Genomic DNA, 19,929 nt, shown 5'->3' with positions numbered 1-19,929 from the left:
AGGGCTGACATGATGTCAGCCCTTATTTTTTGCGAGGTAATCGTGTCGCATTTATTCACGTCAGCCCGTCGGCGGCTTTATCATTTTTTATTCGATCCTGAAACGGTATCCGGACGACGCTTCGAAGGTCTTTGCGGTTTATTTGCGCTTCTCAGCGTGGTCGTCATCTTTATTGAATCGGGTGCCGGGACGCAATATCACCTGACGTTTGACGAATGGCACATCTTTGTCTGGCTTGAGCTGGCGATTACCCTGGTTTTTACCGCTGAATATCTCCTCCGGGTAATAGCCTGGCCCAACCCGGCCCGATATGTTTTCAGCTTCTGGGGATTTATTGATTTAGCCACCATTTTGCCGCTCTACGTCATGTGGCTGTGGCCGGAAATCAGCCTGAGCTATGTCTTTGCCTGGCGAGCGATGCGCGTTATTCGCGTATTACGTATTCTGAAATTACTGCGTTTTATGCCCTCATTACGCGTGTTCTGGAGTGCAATCGTCAGCGCACGGCATCAGCTCATTCTGTTCTACTCGTTTATCGCCATCGTCATGATTGTTTTTGGCGCGCTGATGTATTTAATAGAAGGACCCAAATATGGCTTTACGACGCTCAATGCCTCCGTCTACTGGGCGATTGTGACCGTCACGACCGTGGGTTATGGTGATATTACTCCCCACACGCCGCTGGGCCGCATTGTGGCGTCAGTGCTGATTTTGATTGGCTATTCGGTGATTGCCATTCCGACTGGACTTATTACCACACACATGAGCAGCGCGTTTCAGAGCCGCAAGCAGCAGCGCAAGTGTCCTCATTGCGAGCAGGGTGAACATGATCACGACGCGCGGTTTTGTCATCGCTGTGGCAATAAATTGCCGGAGTAAATAAAAAAGGCTGCAATCGCAGCCTTTTTTATTATTCGCGCCAGAGTATATGGCACAGCTTATGGTCTTTCTCTCGACACAGCAGGACGCGAGCGAAAATATCGTTAATTTCGCCACCGTCTTCATCTGCCAGCCCAATCACCACTTCGGCAAAAAAGTCAGGGTTCAGGTCGAAATCCACATGCTCAGCCCAGTCTTCTGAAGGGTCAAACAGCTCGGCACCGCCGCGCTCTTCGAACTGCAGATTAAAAAGGATCACGTCTGCGGGATCGAGGTTATCAACCGCCAGTTCGAGAAAAATGTCATAGGCCTGCTCGAGCGTTTCGTCTTCGGTCAGGCGATTGTTCAGATCCATTTCCATGATGACTACCTGTTTAACATCGTTGGGCACGTTTTACAGCAACGGACTAAAGAAGTAAAACAGTCGTTCGGCAATTCTCTGCCACAGCGGACGTTTTACCCACAGTCTGGCATCCAGCAGACGCGAGCGGGAGATATAATCATCCTGCACCGCCGCGAGATCGCCGCTAAAGCCGGCATCATCAATGACCAGCGTGATTTCAAAGTTGAGCCACAGGCTGCGCATATCCAGGTTGACCGTGCCCACCAGGCTCAGCTCACCGTCGACGAGCACGCTCTTGGTGTGGAGCAATCCGCCTTCAAACTGGTAAATTTTCACCCCGGCGGCCAGCAGTTCGCTGAAGAATGCCCGGCTGGCCCAGCCCACCAGGAGAGAGTCATTTTTGCGCGGCAAAATGATGCTCACATCGACACCGCGCTGCGCGGCTGTACAGATGGCGTGCAGGAGGTCGTCGCTGGGGACAAAGTAGGGCGTCGTCATGATCAGATATTCACGCGCCGAATAGGTCGCCGTCAGCAGCGCCTGATGAATCAAATCCTCCGGGAAGCCCGGCCCGGAAGCAATGGTATGAATAGTGTGACCGCTGGCCTCTTCAAACGGCATAATATTGCCGTCCGGCGGCGGCGGCAGGATACGCTTGCCGGTTTCAATCTCCCAGTCGCAGGAATAAACGATGCCCATCGAGGTGGCAATCGGCCCCTCCATTCGCGCCATCAAATCAACCCATTGACCTACTCCTGAGTCCTGTTTGAAGAAGCGCGGGTCGACCATGTTCATGCTGCCGGTGTAGGCAATATAGTTATCGATCATGATCATTTTGCGATGCTGGCGGAGATCCATCCGGCGCAGAAACACGCGAAGGAGATTGACCTTCAGCGCTTCAACCACTTCGATCCCGGCATTACGCATCATGCCTGCCCAGGGGCTGCGGAAAAATGCCACGCTACCCGCGGAGTCAAGCATCAGGCGGCAATGAATGCCGCGCCGCGCGGCGGCCATCAGCGACTCAGCGACCTGGTCAGCCATCCCGCCGGGCTGCCAGATATAAAAAACCATCTCGATATTATGACGAGCCAGCTGAATATCGCGGATTAACGCCTGCATGACGTCGTCAGACGAGGTCAGCAGCTGCAGTTGATTGCCCTTAACGCCGCCAATCCCCTGGCGGCGCTCGCACAGCTTAAACAGTGAGGAGGCGACGCTGCTGTTCTCCTCGGCAAAAATATGTTTGCAGGCTTTAAGATCGTTCAGCCACTTCGCGGTGGAGGGCCACATGGCACGGGCGCGCTCGGCACGGCGTTTACCAAGATGAAGCTCACCAAAAGAGAGATAGGCAATAATTCCCACCAGCGGGAGGATATAAATGATCAGAAGCCAGGCCATGGCAGAGGGTACGGCTCTGCGCTTCATCAGGATGCGTAACGTCACACCCGCGATTAACAGCCAGTATCCCAGAATGACCAGCCAACTCACCACGGTGTAGAAGGTTGTCATAGGTAAAAAAATCCTTTTGAAAGCGTATTGTTATGAGTGTACGCATCAGGATTCATCTGGCAAATAAAAACGCCAGGTAAAAGCGCTGGTTTGCTGCCGGGTTGGGTTTATAATGGCCTTTCTTTTAGAGAAAAAGTGTTAGAGAAAGAGTTGTAGACATGAAGCGCAGTAGAACAGAAGTAGGGCGCTGGCGCATGTTGCGACAGGTGAGTCGTCGCAAGGCTCGTTGGCTGGAAGCACAATCCCGCCGCAATATGCGTATTCACGCCATCAGGAAATGTGGATTGACGCGGCACCGCAATGCGTTGCTGTTCGCAGTCCAGGATATCTGAGAAACATGAGGGCACCGTAACTGGTGCCCGCTGATTTTATAGCGTCTGATTTTTTGGGGATAGCGTATTTGCAGCGTTGTTCCTGTTGTGTTTAGCAAAAGGAGGGAGAAGTGTTTGCGGAGTTTGGCGTACTGAATTTCTGGACATATGTTGTTGGCGCGTTTTTTATCGTTCTGGTGCCAGGACCGAATACCCTGTTCGTGCTAAAAACCGGGATCGGTCACGGTGTTAAAAAAGGGTATCTCGCCGCTACGGGCGTATTTATTGGCGATGCGGTGCTGATGTTTCTCGCCTGGGCGGGCGTCGCGGCATTAATCCAGACCACGCCGGTACTGTTTAATATCGTGCGCTATCTCGGGGCTTTCTATCTGCTCTGGCTGGGGGGCAAAATGCTCTGGTCGGTGGTAAACCGTCAAAAAAACGCGCATGAGAGCGGCCCCGAACCTGCCAGTATGATCATGAAACGTTCCCTGGTGTTAAGCCTGACCAACCCCAAAGCGATTCTGTTCTACGTATCGTTCTTCGTTCAGTTCATTGACGTGAATGCGAAGAGTACCGGCACTTCTTTCCTGATCCTTGCGACGACGCTGGAGTTGATAAGCTTTATGTACATGAGCTTCCTGATCTTCTCCGGTGCGTTTGTCACGCGTTATCTGAAAACAAAAAAGAAGCTGGCAAAGCTGGGGAACGGGCTAATAGGGCTGCTGTTTGTCGGGTTTGCGGCGAGATTAGCGTCGCTGCATTGATGATTTGAAAGGCTCCTGAGGGAGCCTTTTTTATTCTGTTTGACAATCCCTCACCATTTAGTTGTATAGTACAACTAAATGGTGAGGACATAACATGCACAGCGAAACCCCGGTAGTCAGTGTTATTCGACGTTCCTCGCGCCTGATGGTGCGAGAGTTAGGTTTTATGGGGTCTACCCTGGCCTCAACGAATTACTCGCCTTCGGCCGTCCATACTCTGGTCGAAATTGCTCTGCGTAAGGAGATGACGGCGAGTCAGCTGGTGCAACTGCTGGGCCTGGAAAAGTCCAGCGTCAGCCGGATGCTGGCTCGCCTGATTGCCGCGGGCGAACTTGAGGAGGTCATTTCTACTGAGGATGCGAGAGCAAAGAGCCTCAGGCTGACCGCGAAAGGTCACGAGACGGTCAGCAAAATTAATGCCTTCAGCAACGAGCGCGTGGTCACAGCAATAAAGGGTCTTGCTCCAGCGCAGCAGCAGACCATTTCTGAGGGGCTCTCCCTTTATGCCAACGCGCTGCTGGCATGCCGCGAGGCGGGCAACGATATGCAGCCCGACGAGTTGAAGATAGTGCAGGGGTACATCCCCGGCATGATTGGCCGTATCGCGGAGATGCATGGCAGCTATTATTCTCGGGAGCATAACTTTGGTCGCTTCTTCGAGGCCAAAGTGGCTTCAGGGCTGGCCGAGTTCAGTGAAAGACTGGAGAAGCCCTGTAACCAGATTTGGCTGGCAGTACTCAACGACAAAATTGTCGGCTCGGTGGCGATCGATGGCGAGGATCTGGCGCCGGGTGAAGCCCATCTTCGCTGGTTTATTCTTGATGATGGCTGTCGGGGACACGGCGTGGGGAAAAAACTGCTGAATGAAGCGATGCGCTTTTGTGACAGCGTTGGTTTTTCTGCCGTGCATCTCTGGACATTCAATAAGCTGAGCGCCGCACGACGTCTGTACGAGTCGTTTGGGTTTACGCTGGTAAAAGAGTGGGAAGGCGACCAGTGGGGGAGCCTGATTACAGAACAGCAGTTTACCCGGCACAGAGACGCGTAATCGCCACCATAAAAAAGGCTCCTTTCGGAGCCGCTTCGGTATCAGAACACTTTTTTGTACGGCCTCACCGTCACTTTTGCATACACACCCGCTGCAACGTACGGGTCTGCATCAGCCCAGGCCTGAGCGGCTTCCTGGGATTCAAATTCAGCAATAACCGTGGAGCCGGCAAAACCGGCAGCACCCGGATCGTTGCTGTCGACTGCGGGCATGGGGCCAGCGGTCAGTAATCGGCCTTCATCCTGGAGCAGCTGCAAACGTGCCAGATGCGCAGGGCGTACAGACTGGCGTTTTTCGAGCGAATCAGCAACATCTTCAGAGTAAATTACGTAAAACACGGCGAAGCTCCTTAACCGGTAAAAGTGTCAGTTACGTTATGTGAAAGGGCAAACGACTGCAATGTAAAATAAAAACAATGTTAATACCCTGATCTGACTGCGTCTTTTTTGGCCTCTCAGGCGCTAAAGTTGCGCCAGAGCATAGTGTCTTATTGAATATGATTGCTATTTGCATTTAAAATCATGGTTCGGTTTTTTAACGTTGATGAATATGACTTCGATGACCCTTGATTTACCTCGCCGCTTTCCCTGGCCGACGCTGCTTTCCGTCGTGATTCACGGTGCCGTTGTGGCGGGTTTGCTGTATACCTCGGTTCATCAGGTTATTGAAATGCCCGCGCCCGCGCAGCCGATTTCGGTAACGATGGTCTCGCCAGCGGATCTTGAACCGCCGCAGGTTGCCCCTCCACCACCACAGCCGGTGGCTGAACCTGAGCCAGAACCCGAGCCCGTTCCGGAGCCACCGAAGGAAGCCCCGGTGGTGATCCACAAGCCTGAACCGAAGCCAAAACCTAAGCCGAAGCCAAAGCCGGTGAAGAAGGTCGAGGAGCGTCCGAAACGTGAGGAACGTCCGGTTGAACCGCGTGCGACCCAGCCGGTTGAAAATGCAGCGCCTTCACGTCCGGTGATGAACAATACGGCAACGACATCAAAGCCAACGGTTAGTACGCCAGCGGGCCCGCGTGCCGTAAGCCGCAACCAGCCTCAGTATCCGGCGCGAGCTCAGGCTTTGCGTATTGAAGGCCGCGTGAGGGTGAAATTTGACGTGACTGCGGATGGCCGAGTGGATAACGTGGAAATCTTGTCCGCTCAGCCTTCTAATATGTTTGAGCGCGAAGTGAAATCTGCAATGCGCAGATGGCGTTATGAGCCAGGCAAGCCGGGCAGCGGATTGATTGTGAATATCGTTTTCCGCCTGAACGGCGGGGCGCAGATGGAATAAAAAAAGCCTCCGAAAGGAGGCTTTTTTTTGCCTGTCGATCAGGCCTGCGGAAGTTGACGAGGTTTACCCTCGCTGTCCACTGCGACATAAATAAACAGGGCCTCAGTGGCCTTATAACGCTGCCCAATCGGCTCAGAAGAGACTTTCTTAACCCACACTTCGATGTTAATTGAAATAGAGGTATTGCCGCGTTTGATGCAGCGCGCATAGCAGCAAACCACATCACCTACCGCAACCGGGCGCAGGAAGGTCATGCCGTCCACTCGCACAGTCACCACGCGCCCGTGGGCGATCTCTTTTGCCAGAATTGCGCCGCCCATATCCATCTGCGACATCAGCCAGCCGCCAAAAATATCGCCATTGGCATTGGTGTCAGCGGGCATTGCCAGTGTGCGTAAAACCAGTTCGCCCTGCGGGGCGTTAGTTGTTGTCATTGTTTTAACTCGTAACGGAAGACTTCAGGCGGGATGCTACTATGATTTTACAGCGGAGAGAATAGACCGGAACGCCTGTCTCTGACGTTCTGGTCAGTCGTTAATCAGTGCTTGTCGTCCTGCGGCATGTGCCGATAAATGTATACGCCGCTTAACAGCGTGAAGATAAGGGTCAGTGCGGTCAGGCCGAAGACCTTAAAGTTGACCCAAATATTCTGCGGCAGCCAGAAAGCAATATAGATGTTAGCGAGACCGCAGAGAATAAAGAAGACCGCCCACGCGATATTCAGACGGGACCAGACTTCCTGAGGCAGCGTCAGCTCTTTGCCCAGCATGCGTTGGATCAGCGGTTTTTTCATCACCCACTGGCTGATTAATAATGCGCCCGCAAACAGGGCGTAAATCACGGTCACTTTCCACTTGATAAATTCATCGTTATGGAAGAACAGAGTCAGTCCGCCGAATACGGCGACCAGCACGAAGGTGACCAGCGCCATTTTTTCGACTTTACGATAGCGAACCCAGCTGTAGATCAGAACAACTGCCGTTGCAACGATCAGCGCAGTGGTCGCGGCATAAATATCGTACAGCTTATAAAAAGCAAAAAAGACCACGAGCGGTAAAAAATCAAGAAACTGCTTCATTCTGTGATTCCATCTTCTGAGCGGGGCGGGAGGCTGCGATGCCTCCCGCCTCTGGATTACTGACGAATTAACATATACAGGCGGAACAGATAGACCAGCAGTACCGCTGAAATCAGGTTGCTCAGCGTATTCGCCACTACCGCGCCAACGTTCGGCGTTAATACCGCAAAATTCGGTGCAAACAACAGCAGGAGCGTTTTGGCGAGCAGCCAGCCGATCACGGCGGGAGCCACCAGACGCATATTAGCCCATGCCAGTCGGATGCTGCTGCGCATCGCGGTAAAAATACCCATCTTATCCTGCACGACCATCACAGGCGCAAACGAGAGCACGATAGCCAGCAGTACGCCCGGCACCACGACCAGCATTATCCCCATCTGCACCAGCAGGGTGGTCAAAAAGATCAGGATAAACAGCTTAGGTAAGACCGGCGCGCTGGCTCCAATCGCCCGTAAGGCGCTGACCCGGTGACCCGCCGATACAAGCTGAATCATCAGCAAAACGCCGCCCGCCAGAACTGCATTACCAATCAGGCCCGAGAAGGTGGACGCGGCAGAGGCGCGCAGCAGGATTTGCTGCTGTTCCGGCGTCATGTTTTGCACAAGCTCAAACAACCCCACGCTACCCGCAAGATGGTCGCCCTGGCTCAGGCTGGCAATCTGTTCTTCACTCGGTGAAAACGCATGACCCAGCACCACCGTGATAAAGGCGCAAAGCAACGCGATCAGTAAAAAGGTTATGAACTGATTGCGGAAAAAGTTTCCCGTGTCACGGTAGACAGACTTCGCCGTGATAGACATGCACTCTCCTTGAGTATTGCAGGTGTTAATTAGCCGGCAATTGTACACCGGATGCACCTGCTGTGGCAGCATCAAGGCTTGTATGGAAAAGCATATCTTTGTAAAGCGGCGGTAATCCCACGCGTGCGCGTGCGCGATTGCAGGCTTCGTTGACCTGGCCATCTTCCCCCGACATGGCAAATTCCCGGCACGGGCTGGGGCGATCCTCATAGATGGAACATCGGGTAGAGACCCCAGGCTCACCCTGTAGCGCCACACAGCGAGCCTGCTTTTGGTTCGTGCCGCTCATGCAGCGCAGAAAGGGGGTTAACGGCTCGGTGAGATGAACCGGAACGGTACCGCCGCCATCGCTGGCTTCGGCCCAGTAGAAAGAGACTCGAAAATACGCACAACAGGCTCCGCACGTCATGCACGGGTTGATATCACTCATGGCACACCTGCAAAAGAAGAACGCATCAAATCAATTTGTGAGAGCGATAAATTATCCAGCCGCCAGAGGAAGAGCAAGAGGGGGGAAAGGGAAAATTTTGTAACCGTGAAATGCCAAAAATTGACATGGAAACAACTTATCGCTTTTGAACGCGCCACAAAAAATTAACCCAGATCAATGAATGTTAAGTTACTGGTTTTAATGTGATCTGTGGCAGATCACTTATTACCCTTTTGTGAGTATATTCTCATCCGCGATTAAAACCACAACGATGGAGCGGATATGAAAAAATTAGCGGTGGCAGCCCTTGTATTAAGCAGTCTCTCTGGCGGCGCGTACGCGCATGAAGCAGGCGAATTCTTTATTCGTGCCGGTTCGGCTACGGTTCGCCCAACTGAAGGATCGGATAACGTGCTGGGAATGGGCGGTTTTAACGTCAGTAATAACACCCAGCTCGGTTTAACCTTTACCTGGATGGCGACGGATAACGTGGGGGTTGAGCTTCTTGCTGCAACGCCGTTCCGTCATCGCGTGGGTCTGGGCGCAACCGGTGATATTGCAACGGTTCACCATTTACCGCCAACGCTGATGGCGCAATGGTACTTTGGCGACTCAAGCAGCAAGGTGCGCCCTTATATTGGCGCTGGTTTGAACTACACCACCTTCTTTGACGAGAAGTTTAACGATACCGGTAAAGAGGCCGGTCTGACTGACCTCAGCCTGAAAGATTCGTGGGGCATGGCGGGGCAGGTCGGTCTGGATTACCTGATTAACCGCGACTGGTTAATTAACGCCTCCGTCTGGTATATGGATATTGATACGGACGTACGCTTCAAGGCGGGCGGTCAGCAGCAAAGCATCAACACGCGACTGGATCCGTGGGTGTTTATGTTCTCTGCGGGTTATCGTTTCTGATCCCCCGTCAAACTGGCCACAGGGTGGCCAGTTTGCTTTGCTCACTTCAAAACGACGGATAAACCGGCCGCTCATCAAGCTTTACGCAGTGCCTCAGGATCGTTTCCCCATCATATAAATAGCTGAAAGCGTCGCTGGACAGGGAATGGAAAAGAATATCGCCGTTGGCAAACGGGATAATTTCGGTATCACCCGCACGTTTATGTCCCGCGCCGGTTTCAAAATGGCCGCGCCACCGTTCCTGGGTATGGTCATAGACGTGCAGAATAACCTCGACAAGTCCTCTTTGCGGACAATCAAGGCGCAGGAAGGTGGAAGAGAAATTCAGGGACAGCGCATGGAAGGGAATCAATAAGGCGAAAACCAGTAAAGCTCGTAAATACATCAAATCGCGAAAACCTCCTTCAAAAGGGAAATGAGATTTTACTTAAGTCAAAAATCGCGTTTTTGCCGTGGATCAAGATGTCTTATAATTCAATACGATAAAGGCCCCTGGCGAGGCCCTTAGGGATCATTTTTGAATCAGATAGCGAATGGTTGGGCCATCCTGCTGGATATCCAGCACCGTATAACCGTGGTTTTTTGCATCCAGCGGTATGTTGTTGATGGACTGCGGGCAGTCGCTCACCACCTCCAGAATTTCCCCTTTCTTTAGCTGCGGTAGCGCTTCAAGCGTAGCCACCGCCGGATATGGACAGGGCTCGCCAACCATATCCAGACGATAATCAGGCACGATCTCTTTCATGCAGCATTCTCCTGCGTTTCTGTTTTAACGCTCGCACGGCGGAAGAAACGTTTCTCCTGTGCGACGACCAGTAAAAAAGCAACCAACAGCAGGGCGTAGGTGACCAGAAGGCCGCCGAGAGGCCCAAAGGTGTTCAGCAGGTTGACCTTGTCCCAACTTGTGGCAAGCGCCGGGGACAAATCGTCCCAGAAGTACGCCAGGACCGTCGAGCCAATCACATTTCCAAGACCCACCCACCAGTAGTGCACCTGACCTTCGACGGCACGGTACATCCAGCCGGTTTCACACCCGCCGGCCAGCACGATCCCGAAGCCGAACAGCAGGCCGCCAATGACCGCGTTAGGACCGGCCCACATGATTTTCGGTTCGACGCCCAGTTGAACATAGCTGAAGATGCCGATGGCGCTGACCGCCATCCCGGCGATAATCGCCTTCGCCATCATCGTGCGGCCGGTGATCCACATATCGCGAAACGCGGAGGTGAAGCAGATCTGCGCGCGTTCAATGAGCAGACCAAAACCCACGCCGAACAGCATCGCCAGACCGAGTTTGGGCTGGTTCAGAGCTGTACACAGCGCCCATGCCACCATAGCGAAAAAGACCAGCATTCCGAGACGGAAACGGCGGCGTGCCTGAGAGGGCTTCTGGGTTAACGGAGACGCTGCGCTGACTTTGGTCATTTTCACTGGAATGCGAAACAGCGGCAGCAGGGTAAATTTTGCCCCAAAATAAGAGCCGATGGCCGTGGCGACGGCAAAGAACCAGGCGTGAAGCGAAAACTGAGGAATCCCCGTAAAGAAAGCGGCCAGGTTACAGCCCATCGCCAGACGGGCGCCAAACCCGGCAATGATACCGCCGACAACTGCCTGAAGAATGCGGATCCGGCTTTTGGGCATACGCAACTTAACGTTGTTTGCCCACAGCGCCGCCGCGAAACAGCCGCCGAACATGCCGATGATCATCATCCCGTCGATGCGGGTAAGCGGGGTGCCGTCCAGATGAATGAGTTTAAAGTAACCCCACTCTTCGGCATGCACGCCTGCGAGCTGCAGCAGCTGACCACCCCAGCGGGTGAACTCGCCGGTCACTGCCCAGAACGTACCGGTAATGCCAAAATAATAAGTTGAGAGAATGCCAGCCGCGATAACGGCCGGAACGGGTGACCAGAACTTAACCAGGTAAGTCTGTTTGAAGGATTGCCATGACATGAATAAGCCTCTGAACTCAGAAGGATTAAAGATAAAAAAGAGTCCAGATCATACGCTTACATAACAGTTTGAAAAGCCATTCACACCGAAAATATCGAAAGGATCAATTTTGACGTAATCCTTTGTTGATGGCGGGGAAGAAAGGGTAACCGTCTGGCAGGGGTGCCAGACGGTGGAGGGGTCAGGCTTTACGCGTCGCCGCCTTCATGGCAGTCACAAACGCTTTCAGCTCGGCCAGCATCTGCTCGGGTTTATCCACGTTCTTCTCGATGATCTTCACAATTGCAGAGCCGGAGATGGCACCCGCAGCCTTCGCGTCAATCGCCGCTGTGACCTGATCCGGAGAAGAGATCCCGAAGCCCTGCAGCGGCGGCGCGGCATGGTACTCGGCCAGCTTTTCCACAAGATGATGCAGCGGCAGGGCGGCTTTATTCTCGGCACCGGTCACGCCTGCGCGGGAGAGCAGGTAGGTGTATCCGCGCCCGTAAGAGGCTATCTGGCGCAGCAGTGTGTCATCCGCGTTCGGCGGGCAGATGAAAATCGGGGCGACGTTGTGACGCATCGCAGCCTGGCGGAACGGCGCGGACTCCTCGACCGGCACGTCGGCGACCAGAACGGAGTCGACGCCTACGCGTGCGCACTCGGCGTAAAACTCATCGATACCGCGGTTGAACACCAGGTTGGCGTACATAAGCAGGCCAATGGGAATGGTCGGATGCTTCTGGCGAATTGCCGCCAGCATCTCAAAGCACTGGGTTGGCGTCACACCAGAGGCAAACGCGCGCAGCGTCGCATTCTGAATGGTTGGGCCATCCGCCAGCGGGTCAGAGAACGGGATCCCCAGCTCCAGCGCGTCGGCACCGGCCTCAATCAGGGTGTCGATAATCTTCAGCGACTGTTCCGGGCCCGGGTCGCCCAGGGTGACGAAGGGAACGAACGCGCCTTCCTGGCGGGATTTCAGTTCTGCAAATACGTTATCGTAGCGTTCCATCAAATTTCCCCTCGTGCTTTCAGAATATCGTGAACGGTGAAGATATCTTTGTCACCGCGTCCGGAAAGGTTTACCACCAGCAGCTGCTCTTTTTCCGGATTGTCTTTCATCATTTTCAGCGCTTGGGCCAGAGCGTGTGAAGACTCCAGCGCCGGGATGATCCCTTCGCTGCGGCACAGCGTTTTGAACGCTTCCAGCGCTTCGTCATCGGTAATGGAGACATAGTCCGCGCGACCCGTACTGTTCAGATAGGCGTGCTGCGGCCCGACGGAAGGGAAGTCGAGGCCGGCAGAGATAGAGTAAGACTCTTCAATCTGGCCCTCATCGGTCTGCATCATCGGGGATTTCATGCCGAAGTAGATCCCCACGCGGCCATGCTTCAGCGGCGCGCCGTGTTCACCTGATTCAATGCCGTGACCGGCAGGCTCAACGCCAATCAGACCCACGCTGGTGTCGTCGATAAAGTCTGCGAACATGCCGATGGCGTTTGACCCGCCGCCGACGCAGGCGATCACCGCATCCGGCAGGCGACCCTCTTTTTCAAGGATCTGCGCTTTGGTCTCTTCCCCGATCATGCGCTGGAATTCGCGCACGATGGTCGGGAACGGGTGCGGGCCCGCCGCGGTTCCGAGCATATAGTGCGCGGTTTCATAGCTGCCGGACCAGTCGCGCAGCGCTTCGTTACAGGCATCCTTCAGCGTCGCGGAGCCGCTGTGCACCGGGATCACTTCCGCACCCATCAGGCGCATACGGAAGACGTTCGGAGACTGACGCTCAACGTCTTTCGCCCCCATATAGATGCGGCATTTCAGGCCGAGCAGGGCGCTGGCGAGCGCCGAGGCCACGCCGTGCTGGCCTGCGCCGGTTTCGGCGATGATTTCGGTTTTGCCCATACGCTTCGCAAGCAGCGCCTGGCCCAGCACCTGATTAGTCTTGTGCGCGCCGCCGTGAAGCAGGTCTTCACGCTTAAGATACAGCGTGGTTTTCGTGCCTTCCGTCAGGTTGCGGCATTTGGTCAGCGCCGTTGGACGGCCTGCATAGTTTTTCAGCAGATCGGTAAATTCAGCCTGAAACGCCGGATCTTTCTGTGCGCTGACAAAGGCTTCTTCCAGCTGGCGTAGTGCGGGCATCAGGATTTGCGGGACGTACATCCCACCAAACTCACCAAAATACGGGTTAAGTAATGTCGTCATCTTCTCTTCCTTAATATGCACGCAGAGTTTTAAATACGGAGGCCAGTTTGCTGGCATCTTTTATGCCGGGCTGGGACTCTACGCCTGAATTGAAATCGAGGCCTGCGCAGCCGGTTTTCGCGGCTTCTACGCAGTTGTCCGGGCTTAATCCGCCCGCCAGCAGGACGTTGTCCAGCTTTTCGCCGTTCAGCAGAGACCAGTCAAAACGCTGGCCGCTTCCGCCCTGGCCGTTATCGAGGACGTATTTATCCACGTGGTTCAGGTTACGCGGGGGCAACGTATCGCCAACGCTTTGCGCTTTCCAGATTTGCACCTGCGGTGCCAGCGCGGCGCGCAGGGCATCGATATAGGCCTGATCTTCATCGCCGTGCAGCTGCACCGCGCTCAGGGATAACGCGTCGGCTTTTTCAACCACCTCGGCGATATCCGCATTGCGGAACACGCCAACATAGCTGAGCGGTGCCGCGGCGATGATCTTACGCGCCTGCTCTTCGCTAACCGCGCGAGGAGAGGAATCCACAAAAATCAGCCCGCCATAAATCGCTCCGGCTTCATACGCGGCCTGGGCGTCCTGTTCGCGAGTTAAGCCGCAGACTTTGTTTTCACCCAGCAGCACGCGACGCACTGCCGCATTGAGATCGTCATGTTCCATCATGGCGGAGCCAATCAGGAAACCGTTGGCGAAGTGGCTCAGCTCGCGCACCTGGGCGTAGCTGTTAATGCCGGATTCGCTGATCACCGTGACGCCAGCGCCCAGACGCGGCGCCAGCTGGCGCGTGCGGTTCAGGTCAATAGACAGGTCACGCAGATCGCGGTTGTTAATGCCGACCACTTTGGCTTCCAGCGCAATCGCGCGCTCCAGCTCCTCTTCGTTGCTCACTTCGGTCAGCACGCCCATTTTCAGGCTGTGCGCGACGGCAGAGAGCTGGCGGTACTGCTCGTCGTCAAGCACCGAGAGCATCAGCAGGCAGGCGTCAGCCTGGTAAAAGCGCGCCAGCCAAATCTGATAAGGGTCGATAATAAAGTCTTTGCACAGGATCGGCTGCGGCGCGATGCCGCTGACGATCGGCAGAAAATCGAAGCTGCCCTGAAAATATTTCTCATCCGTCAGCACGGAGATGGCTGAGGCATGATGCTTATAAATACCGGCAATGCGCGCCGGGTCGAAATCGTCACGGATAACGCCTTTGGACGGGGACGCTTTTTTGCACTCAAGAATAAACGCGGTGCGCGCACCCTGCAGGGCGTCATAGAAACGACGGCTGCTAGGGACGACATCGTTCTGAAAACTGGCAAGCGGCTGCTGTTGCTTGCGGGCTTCCACCCAGATGGCCTTATCGGCAACGATTTTCGCTAAAACGGTCTGCATTCTTTACCCTCTTGCCGCAAGTGCGGTAACGCGATCGTAAGCTGCACCGGAGCGCAGTACATCCAGAACTTTTTGAACGTTGGCCTTCAGGTCTTCCTCACCGTGCAAACGCATCAGCATGGCGACGTTGGCGGCAACGGCGGCCTCATGAGCGACCTCTCCCTTACCTTGTAATAAGCGCGTCAGAATGTCACGGTTTTCTTCCGGGGTACCGCCTGCCAGCGCTTCCTGGTGATACGGAGTTAAACCAAAGTCATCGGCTTCGAGCTGGTAGCTCAGGATTTCACCGTCGCGCAGTTCGGCCACCAGCGTCGGCGCATGCAGTGACACTTCGTCCATTCCGCCGCTGTGCACCACGGCGGCACGCTGGTAACCCAGCACGCGCAGCGTCTCGGCAATCGGCAGGACCAGCTCCGGGCTGTAGACACCGATCAGCGCCAGCGGCGGGTGCGCCGGGTTGATCAGCGGGCCGAGCACGTTAAACAGCGTGCGGGTTTTAAGCTGCTGACGAACCGGCATCGCGTGGCGGAAACCGGTGTGATACTTCGGCGCAAACAGGAAGCAGACGCCCAGGTCATCCAGCGCTTCACGGGAACGTTCGGCGTTCATATCGAGATTAATGCCGAATGCGGCGAGCAGATCGGAAGAACCTGACCGGCTGGACACGCTGCGGTTACCGTGCTTCGCGACCTTTAAACCACACGCTGCCGCTACGAAGGCGCTGGCGGTTGAAATATTGATACTGTTGCTGCCATCACCGCCGGTACCGACGATATCGGCAAACTGATAGTCCGGGCGCGGGAACGGGGCGGCATTTTCCAGCAGGGCCGTAGCGGCACCGGCGATCTCCTGCGGGCTTTCGCCGCGGACCTTCATGCTCACCAGCGCGGCCGCCAGCTGTTCCGGCTTCAGCTCACCGCGAACCACGGCGGAGAAGAGCTGGTGGCTCTCCTGCTGGCTCAGGGTCTGCGCCTGGTACAGTTTTTCCAGAATCGGCTGCAGGGTGTTGGTCTGCTCCAGCTTCTGTAACGCCCAGTCGAGCGTCTGTTCCAGCAGGCGAGCACCGTGAGAGGTCAGGATGGATTCCGGATGGAACTGCATCCCGCAGACGCGATCCGCGTCGTGACGCACCGCCATCACCATCCCTTCAAACGAGGCGTTGATCGTCAGCCCGGCGGGAATGTTGCTGCCGACCAGCGAGTGGTAGCGCGCGACCGGGAGCGGATTCGGCAGCCCGGCAAACATTGCCTGGCCGTCATGTTCAATGCTGGACGCTTTACCGTGCAGGATCTCTCCCGCCTGGCCAACGTAGCCGCCGTAGGCTTCAACAATCGCCTGATGGCCGAGGCAGATGCCGATAATCGGCAGCTTGCCGCGCATACGGGTCAGCAGCTCCGGCATACAGCCCGCTTCGCTCGGTGCGCCAGGCCCAGGAGAGAGCATCAGCACCGGGTTTTGCATGGTTGCCAGACGGTCAATCAAGGTCTGGGCCGGCACGTGGTTGCGATAGATAACGACGTTATGGCCATTCGCACGCAGCTGATCTGCCAGGTTGTAGGTAAAGGAATCGATATTATCGAGCAGCAGAATGTCAGCCATCAGAAAATCTCCTGTGCATGGTGTGCGGTAGCAATGGCGCGAAGGACCGCTCGGGCTTTACTGCGCGTTTCGTCAGCTTCAGACTGCGGAACGGAATCAAGAACAATCCCGGCTCCCGCCTGGACGGTGGCAATGCCGTCTTCTACATAGGCGGAGCGGATCACGATGCAGGTATCGAGGTCGCCGTGGGCGGTGAAGTAACCCACCGCGCCGCCGTAGCTGCCGCGACGACGCCCTTCGGCGGCGGCAATCAGCTGCATGGCGCGCACTTTCGGCGCGCCGCTCAGGGTGCCCATATTCATGCAGGCGCGGTAGGCGTGCAGGACGTCGAGGTCGTGGCGCAGCTCACCGACCACGCGGGAAACCAGGTGCATCACGAACGAATAGCGGTCAACTTTGGTCAGGTCCGCCACGTAGCGGCTGCCCGGGGTGCAAATGCGTGCCAGGTCGTTACGCGCCAGGTCAACCAGCATAAGATGCTCGGAGAGCTCTTTGTGGTCGGTACGCATTTCCAGCTCGATGCGGCTGTCGAGATCGCGATCCAGCGAGCCATCGGCGCGTCGTCCGCGCGGACGGGTTCCGGCGATCGGGTAAATTTCAATCTGGCGGCTGGTGGCGTCGTACTTCAGCGAGCTTTCCGGCGAGGCGCCGAACAGCGTGAATTCGTTGTCCTGCATAAAGAACATGTACGGGCTCGGGTTGCTCTTTTTCAGCACGTCGTAGGCTGCCAGCGGAGACGGGCAGGGCAGCGAGAAGCGGCGGGACGGTACAACCTGGAAAATTTCCCCGGCGCGAATCGCTTTTTGCATCTGGCGAACCACGGCGCCGTACTGATCGTCGGTCTGGTTCACATCGCAGGTCATTTTTTCCACTCGCTGCACCGGAAGCGCAGGCGGCGCTTCCGTCATCTGCTGCTGAAGCTGCGCGATGCGATGCTCAAGACGGTTTTTCTCAGCGGTCGAAGGCGTGAACAGGCTGGCCTGAATGCGGGTGTATTGTTTCTGATGGTCGATCACCAGCAGGGTTTCGGCCAGATAGAAACAATAGTCCGGGCAGCGATTGCCCTGCTCGGTTTCCGGTAAATCTTCAAAGCCAGCGACCAGATCGTAGGCAAACAGCCCGCCAAAGAACATCGCTTCACGCTCATCGTGTGGAACGGTGACCAGGTTCTGCAGCAGGCGGAAGGCATCAAAGACGGAAAGGGAGCACAGGCGCGCGTCTTCATCCAGCAGCTGGCTAACCGGCGGGAAATGCAGAATGCGCATTTCTGGATGACGTTCGTTTTCAATGCCTGACGGCAGGGCGGCATCCAGCAGCGGCAGCAGCGATGCGCCATTGTCTGACAAAGCCTTAATTGTGACAGTGTCACCTAGAGCGGTAATGCGCAACGCGCTGTCGACCAGCAGCAGGCTCTTGAGATCGTCCTTGCTGTCGATGTCCGCAGATTCCAGCAGCAGCGTTGCCGGGCGTGCCCCGCACACCTGATGAAACAGCGCGGTCGGGTTGTGGCGGTAGGCCGCCTCGCAGGTCAGCAGTTCGAGATGAGGTTTGGCTGTTTGCATTATATTGTTCTCATTTTCTGTTCAAAAAAAAGCCCGCTTGGAAGCGGGCTGGGTATCTGTTTGCATTTCGCAGACGCGTGACACTGCCCGATGATCAGGAAGTACGCCACCAACCGTGCAGAGTGAAATGTGCTGTCATTTTCAGATACCTTTCTCGTGTGAACTTGCGTACTAGTTAACTAGTTCGATAGCGTGTTGTCAACCCTTGATTTCAGAATTTCGATATAAGTCGGTATCATGATGGTTTCGGATGTCTCCAACCTGTTATGGGAAGTGCTTTGAGCGATACCACCTACGCTATTATTTATGATTTACACAGCCATACTCAGGCCTCTGATGGCCTGCTGACACCCGAAGCCCTGGTTCATCGTGCCGTTGAAATGCGCGTCGGTACGCTGGCGATAACCGATCACGATACGACGGATGCAATACCGGCGGCGCGCGCCGAGATCGCCCGCAGCGGGCTGGCGCTTAATCTGGTGTCTGGTGTCGAAATTTCGACCGTCTGGGAAAACCATGAGATTCATATCGTTGGCCTGAACATCGATATAGACCATCCGGCACTTACTGCCTTTTTGCAAGAACAAAAAACGCGCCGCAACCAGCGCGCAGAGATGATCGGCGAGCGTCTGGAAAAGGCGCATATTCCGGGCGCGCTGGAAGGTGCCCAAAAGCTGGCGAACGGCGGGGCGGTCACGCGCGGTCATTTCGCCCGTTTTCTGGTAGAGGCGGGTAAAGCCACGACGATGGCGGATGTCTTTAAAAAATATCTGGCGCGCGGGAAAACCGGATACGTTCCGCCACAGTGGTGTACAATAAAACAAGCTATTGATGTGATTCATCATTCTGGCGGTAAGGCCGTGCTGGCCCATCCGGGCCGGTATAATCTTTCTGCTAAATGGCTGAAAAGGCTGCTGGCGCACTTTGCCGAAAGCGGTGGCGAGGCGATGGAAGTCGCCCAGTGCCAGCAGGCCCCCAACGAGCGCGCGCAGCTCGCGACCTATGCCCGCCAGTTCGGCCTGCTTGGCTCACAGGGTTCTGATTTCCACCAGCCCTGCGCCTGGATCGAACTGGGGCGCAAGCTCTGGCTGCCCGCTGGCGTTGAGCCGGTCTGGCAGCTCTGGGAACAGCCGCAGCAAATTGAAGAGAGGGAAGTATGAGTCAGTTTTTCTATATCCATCCGGATAACCCGCAGCCACGTTTGATTAACCAGGCGGTGGAGATCGTCCGCAAAGGCGGCGTAATTGTCTACCCGACCGATTCCGGCTACGCGCTGGGCTGCAAAATTGAAGATAAAGGGGCGATGGAGCGCATTTGCCGCATTCGCCAGCTGCCGGACGGCCATAACTTTACCCTGATGTGCCGCGATCTTTCTGAGCTGTCGACCTATGCTTACGTCGATAACGTGGCGTTTCGCCTGATCAAGAACAATACGCCGGGCAACTACACCTTCATCCTGAAAGGGACGAAAGAGGTGCCGCGCCGCCTGCTGCAGGAAAAGCGTAAGACTATCGGTATGCGCGTGCCGTCGAACCCGATAGCGCAGGCGCTGCTGGAAACCCTCGGCGAACCGATGCTGTCTACCTCGCTGATGCTGCCCGGCAGCGAGTTTACCGAGTCCGATCCGGAAGAGATCAAAGATCGTCTGGAAAAGGTGGTCGAGCTAATTATTCACGGCGGCTATCTCGGCCAGCAGCCGACCACCGTGGTCGACTTAACCGAAGATGCACCGGAAGTGATTCGAGAAGGCGTGGGTGACGTAAAGCCTTTCTTGTAATGGTATAAGCAGATATACTACGCGGCCATCAAAGCAGGGCTCGGCCCTCTTTTGACCTGATTCGACGCCTGTGAAGGCGCTAAATTTCCATGTTAAATCAAAGCGTTGGCGTTAACCTTAT

Annotated in this window: 25 protein-coding genes and 1 other annotated feature; of the genes, 10 read left to right on the top strand and 15 right to left on the bottom strand. The window is 55.4% G+C overall.

The annotated features are described in order from the left end of the window. Positions 1-9 precede the first annotated feature (9 nt). Positions 10-879, top strand: coding sequence for an ion transporter (locus ACW9E7_RS10875; protein ID WP_458727767.1), 870 nt, complete (start codon positions 10-12; stop codon positions 877-879). A gap of 31 nt (positions 880-910) precedes the next feature. Here the strand turns inward: ACW9E7_RS10875 and ACW9E7_RS10870 are convergent, their stop codons facing one another. Both ACW9E7_RS10870 and cls read right to left on the bottom strand, forming a co-directional pair. After that, on the bottom strand, positions 911-1,240 hold the full coding sequence (locus tag ACW9E7_RS10870; protein ID WP_006810881.1) for an HI1450 family dsDNA-mimic protein: 330 nt from the start codon (positions 1,238-1,240) through the stop codon (positions 911-913). 33 nt (positions 1,241-1,273) lie between these two features. Then, the gene (cls, locus tag ACW9E7_RS10865; RefSeq protein WP_458727766.1) at positions 1,274-2,734 is read right to left on the bottom strand and encodes a cardiolipin synthase; all 1,461 of its coding nucleotides are present in this window, start codon (positions 2,732-2,734) and stop codon (positions 1,274-1,276) included. A 158-nt stretch (positions 2,735-2,892) separates the two neighbouring features. On the opposite strand from cls, the gene ACW9E7_RS10860 reads away from it, so the two are divergent. The 3 genes from ACW9E7_RS10860 to ACW9E7_RS10850 all read left to right on the top strand — a co-directional run bounded on the left by ACW9E7_RS10860 (position 2,893) and on the right by ACW9E7_RS10850 (position 4,860). Beyond that, positions 2,893-3,066 (top strand): YciY family protein, encoded by a 174-nt coding sequence (locus ACW9E7_RS10860; RefSeq protein WP_086379783.1) that lies wholly within the window; start codon positions 2,893-2,895, stop codon positions 3,064-3,066. A gap of 110 nt (positions 3,067-3,176) precedes the next feature. Continuing rightward, positions 3,177-3,812, top strand: coding sequence for a leucine efflux protein LeuE (leuE, locus tag ACW9E7_RS10855; protein WP_045404924.1), 636 nt, complete (start codon positions 3,177-3,179; stop codon positions 3,810-3,812). Positions 3,813-3,906: 94 nt separating this feature from the next. Continuing rightward, entirely contained in the window at positions 3,907-4,860 is a 954-nt protein-coding gene (locus ACW9E7_RS10850; protein ID WP_133294587.1) for a bifunctional helix-turn-helix transcriptional regulator/GNAT family N-acetyltransferase, read from the top strand. 41 nt (positions 4,861-4,901) lie between these two features. On the opposite strand, the gene ACW9E7_RS10845 is transcribed toward ACW9E7_RS10850, so the two are convergent. After that, on the bottom strand, positions 4,902-5,198 hold the full coding sequence (locus ACW9E7_RS10845; protein WP_023327637.1) for a YciI family protein: 297 nt from the start codon (positions 5,196-5,198) through the stop codon (positions 4,902-4,904). A gap of 220 nt (positions 5,199-5,418) precedes the next feature. Here ACW9E7_RS10845 and tonB point away from each other — a divergent pair, with 220 nt between their 5' ends. Beyond that, entirely contained in the window at positions 5,419-6,141 is a 723-nt protein-coding gene (gene tonB, locus ACW9E7_RS10840) for a TonB system transport protein TonB (protein ID WP_458728389.1), read from the top strand. Between the two features lie 38 nt (positions 6,142-6,179). On the opposite strand, the gene yciA is transcribed toward tonB, so the two are convergent. The 4 genes from yciA to ACW9E7_RS10820 form a co-directional block, all read right to left on the bottom strand. After that, complete coding sequence (gene yciA, locus ACW9E7_RS10835) at positions 6,180-6,575, bottom strand: acyl-CoA thioester hydrolase YciA (RefSeq protein WP_133294585.1); 396 nt, start codon at positions 6,573-6,575, stop codon at positions 6,180-6,182. Between the two features lie 104 nt (positions 6,576-6,679). Further along, positions 6,680-7,219, bottom strand: coding sequence for a septation protein A (locus tag ACW9E7_RS10830; RefSeq protein WP_025756566.1), 540 nt, complete (start codon positions 7,217-7,219; stop codon positions 6,680-6,682). A 56-nt stretch (positions 7,220-7,275) separates the two neighbouring features. Then, positions 7,276-8,019 carry a YciC family protein gene (locus ACW9E7_RS10825; RefSeq protein ID WP_033145752.1) on the bottom strand — a complete coding sequence of 248 codons (744 nt, stop codon included), beginning with the start codon at positions 8,017-8,019 and terminating at the stop codon, positions 7,276-7,278. Between the two features lie 25 nt (positions 8,020-8,044). Next, complete coding sequence (locus ACW9E7_RS10820) at positions 8,045-8,449, bottom strand: YkgJ family cysteine cluster protein (protein WP_021240310.1); 405 nt, start codon at positions 8,447-8,449, stop codon at positions 8,045-8,047. Between ACW9E7_RS10820 and ACW9E7_RS10815 the strand changes: the two genes are divergently transcribed. The 3 genes from ACW9E7_RS10815 (at position 8,342) to ACW9E7_RS10805 (ending at position 9,719) form a co-directional block, all read left to right on the top strand. After that, the gene (locus tag ACW9E7_RS10815) at positions 8,342-8,617 is read left to right on the top strand and encodes a hypothetical protein (protein WP_168707998.1); all 276 of its coding nucleotides are present in this window, start codon (positions 8,342-8,344) and stop codon (positions 8,615-8,617) included. The two genes, ACW9E7_RS10820 and ACW9E7_RS10815, sit on opposite strands and share 108 nt — an antisense overlap. A 114-nt stretch (positions 8,618-8,731) precedes the next feature. After that, the gene (gene ompW / locus ACW9E7_RS10810; protein ID WP_458727765.1) at positions 8,732-9,364 is read left to right on the top strand and encodes an outer membrane protein OmpW; all 633 of its coding nucleotides are present in this window, start codon (positions 8,732-8,734) and stop codon (positions 9,362-9,364) included. Positions 9,365-9,509: 145 nt separating this feature from the next. Continuing rightward, positions 9,510-9,719, top strand: coding sequence for a hypothetical protein (locus ACW9E7_RS10805; protein ID WP_458727764.1), 210 nt, complete (start codon positions 9,510-9,512; stop codon positions 9,717-9,719). Between the two features lie 156 nt (positions 9,720-9,875). Here the strand turns inward: ACW9E7_RS10805 and yedF are convergent, their stop codons facing one another. The 8 genes from yedF to trpL all read right to left on the bottom strand — a co-directional run bounded on the left by yedF (position 9,876) and on the right by trpL (position 18,170). Then, complete coding sequence (yedF, locus tag ACW9E7_RS10800; RefSeq protein WP_003856774.1) at positions 9,876-10,109, bottom strand: sulfurtransferase-like selenium metabolism protein YedF; 234 nt, start codon at positions 10,107-10,109, stop codon at positions 9,876-9,878. Beyond that, positions 10,106-11,317 carry a selenium metabolism membrane protein YedE/FdhT gene (yedE, locus tag ACW9E7_RS10795; RefSeq protein WP_458727763.1) on the bottom strand — a complete coding sequence of 404 codons (1,212 nt, stop codon included), beginning with the start codon at positions 11,315-11,317 and terminating at the stop codon, positions 10,106-10,108. Before yedE ends, yedF begins: the two co-directional genes overlap by 4 nt. Before the next feature lie 181 nt (positions 11,318-11,498). Continuing rightward, a complete protein-coding gene (gene trpA, locus ACW9E7_RS10790; protein ID WP_045334893.1) occupies positions 11,499-12,308 on the bottom strand; it encodes a tryptophan synthase subunit alpha in 810 nt (269 codons plus the stop codon). After that, positions 12,308-13,501 carry a tryptophan synthase subunit beta gene (gene trpB, locus ACW9E7_RS10785; protein WP_248174411.1) on the bottom strand — a complete coding sequence of 398 codons (1,194 nt, stop codon included), beginning with the start codon at positions 13,499-13,501 and terminating at the stop codon, positions 12,308-12,310. Before trpB ends, trpA begins: the two co-directional genes overlap by 1 nt. 10 nt (positions 13,502-13,511) lie before the next feature. Then, positions 13,512-14,870 (bottom strand): bifunctional indole-3-glycerol-phosphate synthase TrpC/phosphoribosylanthranilate isomerase TrpF, encoded by a 1,359-nt coding sequence (trpCF, locus tag ACW9E7_RS10780; RefSeq protein WP_458727762.1) that lies wholly within the window; start codon positions 14,868-14,870, stop codon positions 13,512-13,514. A 3-nt stretch (positions 14,871-14,873) separates the two neighbouring features. Further along, positions 14,874-16,469 carry a bifunctional anthranilate synthase glutamate amidotransferase component TrpG/anthranilate phosphoribosyltransferase TrpD gene (trpD, locus tag ACW9E7_RS10775; protein ID WP_111965943.1) on the bottom strand — a complete coding sequence of 532 codons (1,596 nt, stop codon included), beginning with the start codon at positions 16,467-16,469 and terminating at the stop codon, positions 14,874-14,876. Continuing rightward, positions 16,469-18,031 (bottom strand): anthranilate synthase component 1, encoded by a 1,563-nt coding sequence (locus ACW9E7_RS10770; RefSeq protein WP_136194979.1) that lies wholly within the window; start codon positions 18,029-18,031, stop codon positions 16,469-16,471. Before ACW9E7_RS10770 ends, trpD begins: the two co-directional genes overlap by 1 nt. A gap of 23 nt (positions 18,032-18,054) precedes the next feature. Continuing rightward, positions 18,055-18,149, bottom strand: a sequence feature (Trp leader region). Beyond that, on the bottom strand, positions 18,126-18,170 hold the full coding sequence (gene trpL, locus ACW9E7_RS10765) for a trp operon leader peptide (protein ID WP_106993556.1): 45 nt from the start codon (positions 18,168-18,170) through the stop codon (positions 18,126-18,128). (Overlaps the previous feature by 24 nt.) Before the next feature lie 139 nt (positions 18,171-18,309). Between trpL and rnm the strand changes: the two genes are divergently transcribed. Then, positions 18,310-19,191 carry an RNase RNM gene (gene rnm / locus ACW9E7_RS10760; protein WP_133294581.1) on the top strand — a complete coding sequence of 294 codons (882 nt, stop codon included), beginning with the start codon at positions 18,310-18,312 and terminating at the stop codon, positions 19,189-19,191. Further along, a complete protein-coding gene (locus ACW9E7_RS10755) occupies positions 19,188-19,808 on the top strand; it encodes an L-threonylcarbamoyladenylate synthase (RefSeq protein ID WP_003856793.1) in 621 nt (206 codons plus the stop codon). The genes rnm and ACW9E7_RS10755 overlap by 4 nt, the downstream gene beginning before the upstream one ends. Positions 19,809-19,929: the final 121 nt, after the last annotated feature.

The sequence above is a fragment of the Enterobacter sp. H2G27 genome (assembly GCF_054403075.1).
The sequence above is the reverse complement of the archived record's forward strand: the minus strand, read 5'-3'. Positions and strand labels throughout refer to the sequence as shown.

Bases quoted from the DNA above. Each gene is read 5' to 3' on its own strand.
- yciA (WP_133294585.1), bottom strand. From the start codon at position 6,575: ATGACAACAACTAACGCCCCGCAGGGCGAACTGGTTTTACGCACACTG.
- ACW9E7_RS10870 (WP_006810881.1), bottom strand. From the start codon at position 1,240: ATGGAAATGGATCTGAACAATCGCCTGACCGAAGACGAAACGCTCGAG.
- trpB (WP_248174411.1), bottom strand. From the start codon at position 13,501: ATGACGACATTACTTAACCCGTATTTTGGTGAGTTTGGTGGGATGTAC.
- ACW9E7_RS10875 (WP_458727767.1), top strand. From the start codon at position 10: ATGATGTCAGCCCTTATTTTTTGCGAGGTAATCGTGTCGCATTTATTC.
- ACW9E7_RS10850 (WP_133294587.1), top strand. From the start codon at position 3,907: ATGCACAGCGAAACCCCGGTAGTCAGTGTTATTCGACGTTCCTCGCGC.
- ACW9E7_RS10825 (WP_033145752.1), bottom strand. From the start codon at position 8,019: ATGTCTATCACGGCGAAGTCTGTCTACCGTGACACGGGAAACTTTTTC.
- yedE (WP_458727763.1), bottom strand. From the start codon at position 11,317: ATGTCATGGCAATCCTTCAAACAGACTTACCTGGTTAAGTTCTGGTCA.
- ACW9E7_RS10815 (WP_168707998.1), top strand. From the start codon at position 8,342: ATGAACCGGAACGGTACCGCCGCCATCGCTGGCTTCGGCCCAGTAGAA.
- ACW9E7_RS10755 (WP_003856793.1), top strand. From the start codon at position 19,188: ATGAGTCAGTTTTTCTATATCCATCCGGATAACCCGCAGCCACGTTTG.
- tonB (WP_458728389.1), top strand. From the start codon at position 5,419: ATGACCCTTGATTTACCTCGCCGCTTTCCCTGGCCGACGCTGCTTTCC.
- yedF (WP_003856774.1), bottom strand. From the start codon at position 10,109: ATGAAAGAGATCGTGCCTGATTATCGTCTGGATATGGTTGGCGAGCCC.
- trpA (WP_045334893.1), bottom strand. From the start codon at position 12,308: ATGGAACGCTACGATAACGTATTTGCAGAACTGAAATCCCGCCAGGAA.
- ACW9E7_RS10830 (WP_025756566.1), bottom strand. From the start codon at position 7,219: ATGAAGCAGTTTCTTGATTTTTTACCGCTCGTGGTCTTTTTTGCTTTT.
- cls (WP_458727766.1), bottom strand. From the start codon at position 2,734: ATGACAACCTTCTACACCGTGGTGAGTTGGCTGGTCATTCTGGGATAC.
- ACW9E7_RS10860 (WP_086379783.1), top strand. From the start codon at position 2,893: ATGAAGCGCAGTAGAACAGAAGTAGGGCGCTGGCGCATGTTGCGACAG.
- trpD (WP_111965943.1), bottom strand. From the start codon at position 16,469: ATGGCTGACATTCTGCTGCTCGATAATATCGATTCCTTTACCTACAAC.
- ACW9E7_RS10770 (WP_136194979.1), bottom strand. From the start codon at position 18,031: ATGCAAACAGCCAAACCTCATCTCGAACTGCTGACCTGCGAGGCGGCC.
- ACW9E7_RS10820 (WP_021240310.1), bottom strand. From the start codon at position 8,449: ATGAGTGATATCAACCCGTGCATGACGTGCGGAGCCTGTTGTGCGTAT.
- trpCF (WP_458727762.1), bottom strand. From the start codon at position 14,870: ATGCAGACCGTTTTAGCGAAAATCGTTGCCGATAAGGCCATCTGGGTG.
- ACW9E7_RS10805 (WP_458727764.1), top strand. From the start codon at position 9,510: ATGGAAAAGAATATCGCCGTTGGCAAACGGGATAATTTCGGTATCACC.
- ompW (WP_458727765.1), top strand. From the start codon at position 8,732: ATGAAAAAATTAGCGGTGGCAGCCCTTGTATTAAGCAGTCTCTCTGGC.